The 12,535-nt window shown below is 62.8% G+C and carries 9 protein-coding genes; 8 read left to right on the forward strand and 1 reads right to left on the reverse strand.

The annotated features are described in order from the left end of the window. Positions 1–99 precede the first annotated feature (99 nt). The 8 genes from KIG99_RS06015 to KIG99_RS06050 all read left to right on the forward strand — a co-directional run bounded on the left by KIG99_RS06015 (position 100) and on the right by KIG99_RS06050 (position 11,645). Entirely contained in the window at positions 100–1,323 is a 1,224-nt protein-coding gene (locus KIG99_RS06015) for an efflux RND transporter periplasmic adaptor subunit (RefSeq protein WP_226459321.1), read from the forward strand. A 9-nt stretch (positions 1,324–1,332) separates the two neighbouring features. After that, positions 1,333–4,458, forward strand: a complete 3,126-nt coding sequence (locus tag KIG99_RS06020; protein WP_226459322.1) for an efflux RND transporter permease subunit — start codon at positions 1,333–1,335, stop codon at positions 4,456–4,458. Between the two features lies 1 nt (position 4,459). Next, the gene (locus KIG99_RS06025) at positions 4,460–5,887 is read left to right on the forward strand and encodes an efflux transporter outer membrane subunit (RefSeq protein ID WP_226459323.1); all 1,428 of its coding nucleotides are present in this window, start codon (positions 4,460–4,462) and stop codon (positions 5,885–5,887) included. Between the two features lie 31 nt (positions 5,888–5,918). Next, a complete protein-coding gene (locus KIG99_RS06030; protein WP_226459324.1) occupies positions 5,919–6,548 on the forward strand; it encodes a TetR family transcriptional regulator in 630 nt (209 codons plus the stop codon). Between the two features lie 77 nt (positions 6,549–6,625). Continuing rightward, positions 6,626–7,051 (forward strand): hypothetical protein, encoded by a 426-nt coding sequence (locus KIG99_RS06035; RefSeq protein ID WP_226459325.1) that lies wholly within the window; start codon positions 6,626–6,628, stop codon positions 7,049–7,051. Positions 7,052–7,094: 43 nt separating this feature from the next. Further along, complete coding sequence (locus KIG99_RS06040; protein WP_226459326.1) at positions 7,095–9,632, forward strand: sensor histidine kinase; 2,538 nt, start codon at positions 7,095–7,097, stop codon at positions 9,630–9,632. After that, positions 9,625–9,987, forward strand: a complete 363-nt coding sequence (locus KIG99_RS06045) for a response regulator (protein ID WP_226459327.1) — start codon at positions 9,625–9,627, stop codon at positions 9,985–9,987. Before KIG99_RS06040 ends, KIG99_RS06045 begins: the two co-directional genes overlap by 8 nt. Positions 9,988–10,175: 188 nt before the next feature. Beyond that, on the forward strand, positions 10,176–11,645 hold the full coding sequence (locus KIG99_RS06050; protein ID WP_226461794.1) for a DEAD/DEAH box helicase: 1,470 nt from the start codon (positions 10,176–10,178) through the stop codon (positions 11,643–11,645). 47 nt (positions 11,646–11,692) lie between these two features. Here the strand turns inward: KIG99_RS06050 and KIG99_RS06055 are convergent, their stop codons facing one another. After that, a complete protein-coding gene (locus tag KIG99_RS06055) occupies positions 11,693–12,490 on the reverse strand; it encodes a PP2C family protein-serine/threonine phosphatase (RefSeq protein WP_226459328.1) in 798 nt (265 codons plus the stop codon). Positions 12,491–12,535 lie beyond the last annotated feature (45 nt).

Raw genomic sequence — 12,535 nt, forward strand, 5'->3', positions numbered from 1 at the left:
TGTTACTTCTTGCCCAAAAGTTACACTCGGTTACTTACATACATTCGCGGATGTATGTAGAATCCGAGCATCAATCATCCCAAAATCCGGAGCCCCGACATGCCCCTCACCACCCAAATGCCGCACAGCATTGCCAAGCCCCTGCTGCTTCCGCTGCTTGTCAGCACCGCCCTGACGCTGGCCGCCTGCTCCGGCGGCGAAGCCCCAAAGGGTGGACCGGGCATGGGGCCGCTGCCGGTTACCGTGCTGGAAATGCAGCCGCGCTCGGTGCCGAACGCACTGGAAGTGGTCGCTCAGACCGAAGGCGCCAAGGAGGCTGAAGTGCGTGCCCGCGTCGGCGGCATCCTGGTCAAGCAGTTGTATCAGGAAGGCCAGATCGTCAAGGCCGGCCAGCCGCTGTTCCAGATCGACCGCTCGACCTATGAAATCGCCCATGTCGAAGCCAAGACCAAGGCCGACCAGACCGCCCGCGAACTCGCGCGCATGAAGAAACTGATCGATGCCCAGGCGATCAGCCGCAAGGACTTCGACGATGCCAACAGCGCCAATGAACTGGCCCAGGCTGCACTGCGCCAGGCCGAACTGAATCTTTCCTGGACGACGGTCACGGCGCCGGTCGAAGGCGTTACCGGGCGGGCCGCCAAGTCGGTCGGCAACCTGATCACGGTCGGCAGCGACAGCCTGCTCACCTCGGTTTACCAGAGCGATCCGATGTGGGTGCGCTTCAGCGTTTCCGAAAGCGAAGCCGCCAAGCTGCCCGGTGGTCGCCTGACTGCCAAGACGGTGACCGGCGTCGAACTGGTCATGCCGGACGGCAGCACCTATCCGATCAAGGGCAAGCTCAATTTCATGGCCAGCACGATCGACCCGACACTCGGTACCCAGCAGTTGCGGGCCGAATTTGCCAACAAGGACAACACCCTGCTGCCCGGCCAGTTCGTACGTGTCCGCCTGCTTGCCGGCGAACGTGAAGATGTCTTCGTCGTGCCGCAGAGCGCCGTACTGCAAACCGAGCAGGGCAACCTGGTAATGACCGCCGACGGCGAGAACAAGGTGGCGCCGCGTCCGATCAAGACCGGCGACTGGTACGGCAAGGACTGGGTCGTGCTGGGCGGCCTCAAGGCTGGCGACAAGGTCATCGTCGACAACCTGATGAAGCTCAAGCCGGGCGCTCCGGTTGCGCCGCACGGCCCGGGCGAGAAGCCGGGCGCCCCGGCCGCCGGCGGCGCGCCCGCCGCTGCCCCCGCTGCCGCCCCCGCCAAGGAAGGCGCCGCCCCCGCAGCGGCCAAGGAAGCCGCGCCGGCTCCCGCCAAGCAAGGTTAAGGAGCCAGCATGACCAGATTCTTCATCAACCGGCCGATCTTCGCATCGGTCATTTCGATCATCATCGTCATCGCCGGGCTGGTTGCCGCGCAGGTACTGCCGATTGCGCAATACCCGCAGATCGCCCCGCCGACCGTGATGATCTCCGCCACCTATCCGGGCGCTTCCGCCGAAACGCTGGCCAAGACGGTCGCCGCACCGATCGAGGAACAGTTGAACGGGGTCGAGAACCTGTCCTACTTCACCTCGTCGGCCTCGGCCAACGGTTCGGTCTCGATCACTGCGACCTTCGAAGTCGGCACCAATGTCGACATGGCCTCGGTCAACGTGAACAACCGGGTCAAGGCAGCCGAACCGCGCCTGCCGGAAGAAGTCCGGCGCAACGGCGTGACCGTCCAGAAACGTTCGAACGACATCCTGCAAGTCGTCGCACTCGACTCCGAAAAGGGCAAGTACAACACCCTGTTCCTCTCCAACTACGCCAGCCTGAACATCGTTGATGAGTTGAAACGGGTCAAGGGCGTCGGCGATGTCTCGATTTTTGGCGCCCAGGACTACTCGATGCGCGTCTGGCTGAAGCCGGACCGCATGGCCCAACTCGGCCTGACCACGACCGACATCTCGAGCGCGATCAAGGCCCAGAATGCCCAGAACGCCGCCGGCAAGATCGGCCAGGAACCAGCCCCATCCGACCAGCAGCTGGTATATACGGTAACCGCCAAGGGCCGCCTGCTGACGCCGGAAGAGTTCGGCAACATCGTCATCCGTGCCAGTGGCCCGAGCGGCGCACTGCGTCTCAAGGACATCGCCCGCATCGAACTCGGTGCCTACAACTATGACCAGACGGTCAGCCTGGACGGCCAACCGACCATCGCCATGGGCGTCTTCCTGCAGACCGGCGCCAATGCACTGGAAGTTGCCGAGCGCGTCCGCGGCAAGATGGACGAGCTCAAGGTCAAGTTCCCGGAAGGCATGGGCTACGTCATCCCGTTCGACACGACGCGCTTCGTCTCGGCCTCGATCAACGAAGTGATACATACCCTGATCGAAGCCATGGTGCTGGTGCTGGCCGTGGTCTATATCTTCCTGCAGAGCTGGCGCGCGACGCTGATCCCGATGGTCGCCGTGCCGATCTCGCTGATCGGCACCTTTGCCGGCCTGTGGATTTTCGGTTTCTCGATCAACACCCTGACGCTGTTCGCAATGGTGCTGGCCATCGGTATCGTGGTTGACGATGCGATCGTCGTGCTCGAAAACGTCGAGCGCCTGATGGCCGAGGAAAAGCTCTCGCCCAAGGATGCCGCGATCAAGGCCATGCAGGAGGTTTCCGGCGCGCTGGTCGCCATCGTGCTGGTGCTGGTCTCGGTCTTCGTCCCGGTCGCCTTCCTCGGCGGTATCGCCGGCCAGCTCTACAAGCAGTTTGCCGTCACCGTCGCCGTTTCCGTGGTGCTCTCCGGGGTCGTCGCACTGACCCTGACGCCGGCCCTGTGCGCCCTGCTGCTCAAGGCCCAGCACACCGAAAGCAAGCTGTTCGCGCCGTTCAACCGCCTCTTCGAGCGCTTCACCCGCTCCTACACCAGCACCGTCAGCCTGACGCTGAAGCACGGCATCATCGGCGGCATCCTCTTCGTCCTGGTGATCGGCGTGGTCGGCTTCTTCTTCCGCATCATTCCCGGCAGCTTCGTGCCGGCCGAAGACCAGGGCTACCTGATTTCAGCGCTGATGCTGCCCGATGGCGCAACCCTGAAGCGCACCCAGGTCACCGGCGAAAACATGCGCCAGATGGTTGCCAACGACCCGGCCGTCAAGCACACCTTCGTCGTTTCCGGTTTCGACCTGATCGGCGGCGGCAACAAGCCCAACGCCGGCACCATCTTCATCCCCTTGAAGGACTGGTCGGAACGCGATGCCAAGGCGCAGGATCTGGCCGGCAAGTTCATGGGCATGGGCATGATGCAGGCCGACGGTCTGGCGCTGGTTTTCAACCCGCCGCCGATCATGGGCCTGGGCACCGCCGGCGGCTTCGAAGTCTATATCCAGAACCGCGTCGACGGGGATACCAAGAAGCTCAACGAGGTCGTCCAGGCTTTCATGGCAGACCTGCAGAAGCATCCGGAATTCACCCGTGTCAGCACCTTCTTCCGCCCGACCGTGCCGCAGCTGTTCGTCGAAGTTGATGAGCCGAAGGCGCTCGCGCTGGGCATTCCGCTCGCCGACATCTACAGCACGCTGCAAAGCACGATGGGGGCGCTCTACGTCAATGACTTCAACAAGTCGGGCCGCGTCTATCGTGTCCAGCTCCAGGCCGAGGCGAATTACCGCATGAAGCCGGACGATCTCGGCAAGGTCTATGTCCGCAGCAGCACCAGCAACGCGATGATTCCGCTGTCCGCGATCAGCACCATCAAGCGCGTCGTCGGCCCGGAACAGGTTGAACGCTTCAACGGCTTCGTTGCCGCCAAGGTGATGGGTGACAGCAAGCCGGGCATCAGCTCGGGCGATGCGATCAAGATCGTCGAGGAAGTGGCTGCCGCCAGCCTGCCGTCGGGCTATGAAATCTCGTGGACCGGCCAGGCCTTCCAGGAAAAGCGCAGCTCCGGCTCTTCGCTGTATGCCTTCGGCTTCGCGATCATCATGGTCTTCCTGATCCTCGCCGCCCAGTACGAGAAGTGGTCGCTGCCGCTCGCCGTCATCATGGCCGTGCCCTTCGCCCTGATGGGTGCGCTGACCGCGATCTGGTTGCGCGGCATGCCGAACGACATCTACTTCCAGATCGGTCTCGTCGTGCTGATCGGGCTGGCGTCGAAAAACGCCATCCTGATCGTCGAGTTCGCCGCCCAGAAGTACGCCGAAGGCATGAACGTCGTCGATGCGGCCCTCGAAGCCGCCCGCCTGCGCCTGCGCCCGATCGTGATGACCTCGCTCGCCTTCGTGCTCGGCGTCTTCCCGCTCGTCAAGGCAAGCGGCGCCGGTGCTGCCGCCCGCCAGTCGATGGGGACCGGCGTGTTCGCCGGGATGATCGCCGCGACCTTCATCGCCACCATTTTCATTCCGCTCTTCTTCATGTGGCTGGAGCGCGGCAAGCAAGCGCAACCGGCCGGCCATGACCATGCCGCCCACGCGGAGGAAAACTGAGATGCACGCATTTGAACGAAACCTGCCGAAAATCCGCCTTGGCGCGGCGTTGACCGCTGCGCTGCTGCTCTCCGGCTGCGCCGTCGGCCCCGACTACCTGCGGCCGAGCTACTGGTTTCCGGAGCAGCACAAGGAAGCCGTACCGGAAGCCCGTGCCGAGGCACCGATCAACCCGCAATGGTGGACGCTGTTCGGCGATGCCGACCTGAACAACCTGGAGCAGCAGGCGCTCGACGCCAACCAGGACCTGCAGGCCGCGATCGCCCGCCTCGAACGCGCCGAAGCCGTCGCCCGCGAAGCCGGTGCCGACTACCTGCCGAGTGCGACGCTGGGCGTCAATAGCGCCCGCAACCAGATCAGCGGCGAAACCTTCAGCGGCCGCAACACCGGCCAGGCAACCTACAACAACACCCGGGCCGCCGCCTCGCTGAGCTACGAGCTCGATCTCTGGGGCCGCATCCGGCGCAACAACGAAGCTGCGCGGGCCGATGCACTGGCCAGCCGTTTCGGCCGCGACACCGTGCGCCTGACGCTGACCGGCCAGGTTGCCAACGAATACCTGGCACTGCGCAGCCTGGATGCCCAGCTCGAAGTCACCCAAGACACGCTCGCCAGCCGCGAAAAAGCACTGCAGATCGTCAAGGCCCGCGTCGACGCCGGCTCGGCCGGGGCACTCGAGCAGTCGCAGGCGGAAAGCGCCCGCGCTGCCGCCCAGGCGCAATGGAACCAGCTGCGCCGGCAACGCGCGATTTCGGAAAACCAGCTCGGCCTGCTCACCGGCCAACCCGGTCTGAAAATCGCGGCCGCCAACCTCGACAAGCTGCCGCTGCCGCCGACTCCGCCGGTCGGCGTGCCGTCCAGCCTGCTCGACGCGCGTCCCGACGTGCGCCAGGCAGAAGAAACGCTGATCGCGGCCAATGCCCGCATCGGCGTCGCCAAGGCCGCCTACTACCCGACAATCAGCCTGACCGGCCTCTATGGCGGCGAGAGCATGGCGCTGGCCAAGCTGTTCGACGGCAGCGCCGGCATCTGGTCGGCAGCACTCGGCCTCTCGATGCCGATCTTCGACGCCGGCCGCACCGGCGCCCGCGTCGATCAGGCAACGGCGAGCCAGAAGGAAAGCCTGGCCAATTACCGCAAGACCATGCAGACCGCCTTCAAGGAAGTGAACGACGCCCTGGTCAGCCTCAAGGAATACGCTGACGAGGAAAGCGCCAACAACGCCCAGGTCGTTGCCGCCCGCCGCGCCCAGGAACTGGCCCAGACCCGCTACGAAGCCGGCTACTCCGGTTTCATGGAACTGCTCGACGCGCAACGCACGACCAACACGGCACAACTGTCCTACCTTGCCAGCCGCAAGAACCGGCTCGGTGCGGCGGTCGACCTGTTCAAGGCGCTCGGCGGCGGCTGGCTGCCGACCGGAAGCTGAGCCGGGCCGGCAACCGGAAAGGAAGAGAAAAATGGTCAGGAGAACCAAGGAAGACGCCCAGGTCACCCGTAACCGCATCCTCGACACGGCAGTCGAGGTGTTCAACCACAAGGGTGTATCGCAAGCCTCGCTCAACGACATCGCCAGGGAGGCTGGCGTCACCCGTGGCGCCATCTACTGGCATTTCGACAACAAGGTGGCGATGTTCAACGCCATGATCGAACGCCTGGTCTGCCCCCTGCTGATCAATGCGGAAGATCGCGACGCGCGCATCGCCGCCAACCCCTTGCTTTTCATTCGTGAAGCCACGGAAGAGTTTGTCGGCAAGATGTTGACCGATACGAACTTTCGCAAGGTGTTCGAGATTTTCTGGCACAAATGTGAATACGTCGGCGAGATGGCGACCATCCGTGACAGTCACCTCGATGAGGGCGAGAACCATATCGACATCCTGCAGCGCGCCTTCACGCTGGCCCGCGCTCAAGACCAGATCGAACACGACATGAGCCCGCATCAAGCCACCATCGGCTTGATCAGCCTGCTCGACGGTCTACTCTTCAACTGGACCAAAAACCCGGCCATGTTTCCGCTCAAGGAATATGCCGGGCCTATCGTGGCGACTTATTTCCGCGGCCTTGGCGCCCGCCCCGGGGTGCTGTAACAGGAAAAAAGTGAAACGGCGGTGCAAACCGCCGTTTCCTCTTGTATTGCCGCCAAGCTGTGCGAAAATCTTGAGCCATGATGAAGCGCACATCCCTGATCACCTTTTTTCTGCTTTCCCTCGCCGGTTGCGACCAGATCAACCAGAAACTCGGCCTCGAAGATCCGGCCAAGAAGGAAGCAACCCAGCAGGCCGAAGGCAAGGCGGTCGGCAGCGCCTGCCGCCAGTCCGGCCGGGCGATCGAAGATTGCTATTCGATCTACAGTTGGTTACCCAAGGCCTCGATCTACGAAGGCTGGAAGGAAATGGACGCTTACATGCGGGAAAACCAGCTTGAAACCATAGCGCCGCAACTCCCCCCGCCGGAACCACCAAGCGCCGCGAAAAAGCGCAAGAAAGCCGAAGCGGCAGCAGCAGCGGAACCGGAAGGCGAAAAAGGCAGCGCCAAGGAAGAAGCCAAGAGCGCCGCCCCGACCGAAGAAAAAGCCGCCGAAAAACATTGATTAGCCCTGCCGTCAGAATGCGGGGAAAACCGGAGGTGGAGACTTGAAACTACCAACACTCTTTGCGGGCATTCGCGGCAAGCTGATCGCAATCTTCGTCGTCATCAAGGTTGTTCCGCTCGTCTTGCTCGCGTGGTTCGCCTGGCACGCTGCTCAGCAATTGGGCGAAGAGGTTTCGATCAGGGCCGGCGGCATGGCCGATGCGATGCTCGACAGCATCAAATCGGTCGGCAAGACCGTCACCGACGACTCGATCCGCGCCCTCGACCTGCGCTCACGTGAGGCGATCGAGTCGCTGACGACCGATGCCGCACGGGAAATTGCCAGCTTTCTCTACGACCGCGATCACGATATCCGCCTCGCCGCCGGACTTGAACCATCGGAAACGGCATTCAGGAACTTCCTGGCCGAGCGCACCCGCAGCTTGCACCACCATGGCCCATGGCGACTGGCGGAAGATGGCAAATCCTGGGTACCGGAAAAGTCGCCGCTACGGGAAGCCAAGGTAACCCGTCCCATCCTGCCCGACAATGCCAAGGATTTTCATGCCCGGCCGCCGGAGTACTTTGGCGAAGCCGAGCAACGTCCGCTTTTCGTCGAAATGACTTATATCGGCCTCGATGGCCAGGAAAAGATCAAGGTCACCCGCGGCGACCTGACTGAAAAAGGCCTGAAAAACGTCGTCGACCGGCGCAACACCTTCGTCCGGGCAGAGAACTACTTCCCTGAGCTGAAAAAGCTGAAGCCCGGTGAAATCTATGTTTCGGACGTGATCGGCGCCTACGTCCCGACCCAGGTTGTCGGCCCCTACCTGCCGGCCGCGCTGGAGAAGGCGGGCAAGCCGTTCAAGCCGCAAGAGTCTGCCTATGCCGGCACCGAGAACCCGGTCGGCAAACGTTTCCGCGGCATCGTGCGCTGGGCCATGCCGGTCGTCCGCAACGGCCAGATCAGCGGCTACGTGACGCTGGCCCTCGACCACGATCACATCCGCCAGTTCTCCGATCGCCTGATGCCGACCGAGGAGCGCTACACGCCGATTGCCGATGCGATCAAGGGCAACTACGCCTTCATCTGGGATCACAGGAGCCGCTCGATCTCGCACCCGCGCGACTACATGATCGTCGGTTACGATGCGCAGACCGGCCGCCCGGCAACTCCGTGGATGGATGAGGAGTTGTATGCCGAATGGCAGCAGAGCGGCAAGCCATCCGACGAATTCCTCGCCGGCATCCCGGCCTTCCGCGACCAGAATCTCAAGCGCAAGCCGGCCAAGGAACTGGTCAAGGCCGGCACGATCGGGCTCGACTGCCGCTACCTGAACTTCTCGCCGCAGTGCGATGGCTGGAATGCAGTCACCGAGCATGGCGGCTCCGGCTCCTTTGTCATTTTCTTCTCCGGCCTCTGGAAGCTGACCACCGCCGCCGCCATCCCCTATTACACCGGCCAGTACGGCAAGACGCCACAGGGCTTCGGCTTCGTCACGATCGGCGCCAATGTCGACGAGTTCCACAAGGCGGCGACGGAAACCGCCGGCAAGATCAACACCCTGGTCAATGAAAAGGATGTCAGCTTCAAGACGCAGCGCAGCGAGATGCTCGATGACATTCAGAGAAGCCTGACCTCGACGGCGATCGGCCTGTGGGGCTCGACCCTGCTGATGATCGTGCTCGTCATCGGCGTCGCCGTGTGGATGGCCAATCTGCTGACCGGACGCATCACCCGGATGATTTCCGGCATCCGAGCCTTCAAGCAAGGCGACCTGAAACACCGACTCGATGCCAGCTCCTCCGATGAAATGGGCGAACTCGCCCAATCCTTCAACAACATGGCGGATTCGGTCGAAGAGTCGTTCAAGCGCCTGGAAGAAGCCCGCGAAAAGGCAGAAGAAGCGAGCCGCCTCAAGTCGGCCTTCCTCGCCACCGTTTCGCACGAACTGCGCACCCCGCTCAACGGCATCATCGGTTTTGCCGACCTGCTCAAGCTCGAACTGACCGATCCGACACAACATGAGTACGCCGGCATCATTCACAGCAGCGGCGAACATCTGCAGCAACTGGTCACGGAAATTCTCGACCTGGCCAAGATCGAGTCCGGCGAAATGACCTTCAATCTGGCGCCCATCGCGCTCGCCAGTTTCATCGACGAAAGCATCGCCGTGCATCGCAGCAGTGCCGCAGAAAAAGGCCTCGCCCTGCATCTCGAGTTTGCCGACGGCCTGCCGGAACAACTGCGCACCGACGGCACCCGACTGCGCCAGTTGCTCAACAATCTGCTCAGCAATGCCGTGAAATTCACCGAGCATGGCTCGGTTTCCCTGCGCGTCGCAGCCATCGGCAATGAAATTGCCTTTGCCGTCAGCGATACAGGGCCGGGCATTCCCCCCGAACACCACGCAACCGTCTTCGAAAAATTCAAGCAGCTCGAAAGTTTCCTGACCCGTGAACACGGCGGCACCGGCCTCGGCCTCGCCCTGGTCCGCCAACTGGTCGAGCGCATGGGGGGGCGCATCACCCTTGAATCCAGCGTCGGCATCGGTTCTACTTTCACCCTCTATCTCCCCAAAGGGGAAAGCCATGACTGAACGTCACGCCCTCGTCGTCGACGACCACCCGACCAACCGTCTGCTGGCCATTGCCCTGCTCAAGAAACAGGGCTGGACGGTACACGAAGCCGAAGGCGGCGAAACCGCCATCGCCCTGGCCAACAGCTTTGCGCCAACGCTGGTCCTGCTCGACATCAGCATGCCCGGACTGTCCGGTGAAGACACCTGCGCCCGCCTGCGCGAATGCCCGAACGGCAAGACCATGCGCATCCTCGCCTATACCGCGCACGCCTTTCCCGAAGAGCGGGCGCGCTTCCTCGCTGCCGGTTTCGACGACATCCTGGTCAAGCCGATCAACCGCAAGCTGCTTGAAGACCTGATCGTCGGTCTTTGAGCACCGCCGGACGGTCGACCGCCCGCCAGAAGCAAAAACCACGGCCGGCAGGCTGACGGATTGCACGTCAGCTGCTTGACTGTCCGCCGCTAGGCGTATAATCCCGACCCATGTCTGAAATCAATACGTTAGCTGGCGACGCAGCCAGCACCCCGGCGGCGGAACTGCCCGCAGAAGCCACTCCCGAAATTACCTTTGCCGATCTCGGCCTGGCCCCGGAACTGCTGCGTGCAGTGCTCGAAGAGGGCTATACCAAGCCGACGCCGATCCAGGCTCAGGCCATTCCACTCGTGATCCGCGGCCAGGACATCATGGGCGGCGCCCAGACCGGCACCGGCAAGACGGCCGCCTTCACGCTGCCCATCCTGCAGCGCATCCTGCCTTTCGCGAGCAGCAGCCCATCGCCGGCCAAGCATCCGGTACGCGCCCTGATTCTCGCGCCGACCCGCGAACTCGCCCTGCAGGTCTATGAATCGGTCAAGGCCTACAGCAAGCACACCCACCTGCGCTCGATGTGCGCCTTCGGCGGCGTCGATATCCGGCCGCAGATCGCCGAACTGAAAAAAGGCGTCGAGATTCTCGTCGCCACCCCCGGTCGACTGCTCGATCACGTCGAAAACAAGAGCGTCAGCTTCAACTCGGTGCAGGCCCTGGTCCTCGACGAAGCCGACCGCATGCTCGACATGGGCTTCGTGCCCGACGTGACGCGCATCCTCAACATGCTGCCGGCGCAACGCCAGAGCCTGCTGTTCTCGGCGACCTTCTCCGAGGAAATCAAGCGCCTGGCCGACACCATGCTGCGTTCACCGGTGCTGATCGAAGTCGCCCGCCGCAACCAGGTCTCGGAGAACATCACACACCGCGTGCATCCGGTTTCCGAATACGGCAAGCGCGGCCTGCTGATCAAGCTGCTCAAATCCAGCGAAATCCGCCAGTGCCTGGTCTTCATGCGCACCAAGCAGGGCTGCTCGCGCCTGACCCGCGAACTGCAGCGCGCCGGCATCCAGGCCGACGCCATCCACGGTGACAAGAGCCAGCTCGAACGCATCAAGGCGCTCGACGCCTTCAAGGCCGGCGAGACGCACGCCCTGATCGCCACCGACGTGGCCGCGCGTGGCCTCGACGTCGACGACCTGCCCTACGTGATCAACTACGAACTGCCGCACACGCCGGAAGACTACGTACACCGTATCGGCCGCACCGGCCGTGCCGGCAAGCTCGGCAACGCCATTTCACTGGTCAGTGCGCACGAAGTCGGCTATCTGGTCGATATCGAAAAGCTGATCAAGCGCCCGATCGAGCAGGTTGAAGTCGTCGGTTTCGAGCCGGAAGCCGAATACGAATACCCGCCGGGCAACAAGAGAAAACGCAGCGCCCCCGCCGCCGCCCCGACCAAGGCGCCAGTTGCCCAGCGCCCGGAACGTGGCGAGCGTAACGACCGAGGTGATCGCAATGATCGCGGCGACCGCCACGAACGTCGCCCGGCACGCCGCAATCCGATGATCGCTGCCGACGGCTTCGACTTCAGCAAGCCCTACGAAGACAGCAGTCCGCGCAGCGACGTGCCGGATTCGCCGCAGGCACCGGCCAAGATCGACCCGCACAAACCCAAGCGGGTGGTCGCCGCCCTGCTCGGCGGCCTGGGTCGCAAGCAGTAAATGAAAACGGCGCCCTGGGCGCCGTTTTTACATCGTCCGGACTGAAATCAAGTCGGCAGACGCGGCACGAACCCGACCGGCGCCTTCGGCTTTTCAGCCGGCACGTCCACCAGCTTGATGATCGCCAGCGAGATGTTGTCACCACTGCCGGCAGCCCGCGAACGGGCATGATCGATCAGCTTTTCGCAGGCATTTCGCGCCGAGTTTTCCGCCACGACGCGACCCAGTTCGGCATCATCGAAGTAGGCCCAGAGGCCGTCAGAGCAAAGCACGAAAGCGTCGCCGCCGGCGATGTCTTCGGCTTCGGCAAAGTCAAACTTGGGTTCTTCCTGCCCGCCCAGCGAGGTCAGCAGGACATTGCGATTGGGGTGCGTCAGCGCCTGCTCGGCGGTGATCCGGCCATTGGCGACCAAATGTTCGACATAGGAGTGGTCGACCGTACGGCGAACCAGTTTCCCGTCATGAAAACGGTACAAGCGGCTGTCACCGCAATGCGCCCAGGTCACCTTGCCCGGCTGCAGCAACAGCATGACGGCGGTGCTGTGCGGATCCTTTTCATTCATGAAGCGCGACGCCTTGATCATCGTATGCGCTTCACGCATGCTGTTTTCGAGCAGGACACGCGGACTTTCTTCCGCCGGTGCGAAATGTTCCAGAGTGGTTTTCGCCGTGTGCAACACCTGTTCGGCGGCCAGGGCCCCCCCTGTATGGCCACCCATGCCGTCGGCAACGACGACCAGTGCGACACCTTTTTTCTTGGCATGCGGCAGGATGGCAAGACGATCCTGCTGCTCCTTGCGATCCCCCTGGTGCTGCGCTGCGCACGCATCAATTGCTAACGGCATTACCCTCTCCTTTATCCGGAGAAGGTTATCATGAAAGGGATATAC

Source organism: Quatrionicoccus australiensis (assembly GCF_020510425.1).
Taxonomy (GTDB): Bacteria; Pseudomonadota; Gammaproteobacteria; order Burkholderiales; family Rhodocyclaceae; genus Azonexus; species Azonexus australiensis_A.

Bases quoted from the DNA above. Each gene is read 5' to 3' on its own strand.
- KIG99_RS06025 (WP_226459323.1), top strand. From the start codon at position 4,460: ATGCACGCATTTGAACGAAACCTGCCGAAAATCCGCCTTGGCGCGGCG.
- KIG99_RS06055 (WP_226459328.1), bottom strand. From the start codon at position 12,490: ATGCCGTTAGCAATTGATGCGTGCGCAGCGCAGCACCAGGGGGATCGC.
- KIG99_RS06015 (WP_226459321.1), top strand. From the start codon at position 100: ATGCCCCTCACCACCCAAATGCCGCACAGCATTGCCAAGCCCCTGCTG.
- KIG99_RS06045 (WP_226459327.1), top strand. From the start codon at position 9,625: ATGACTGAACGTCACGCCCTCGTCGTCGACGACCACCCGACCAACCGT.
- KIG99_RS06020 (WP_226459322.1), top strand. From the start codon at position 1,333: ATGACCAGATTCTTCATCAACCGGCCGATCTTCGCATCGGTCATTTCG.
- KIG99_RS06030 (WP_226459324.1), top strand. From the start codon at position 5,919: ATGGTCAGGAGAACCAAGGAAGACGCCCAGGTCACCCGTAACCGCATC.
- KIG99_RS06035 (WP_226459325.1), top strand. From the start codon at position 6,626: ATGATGAAGCGCACATCCCTGATCACCTTTTTTCTGCTTTCCCTCGCC.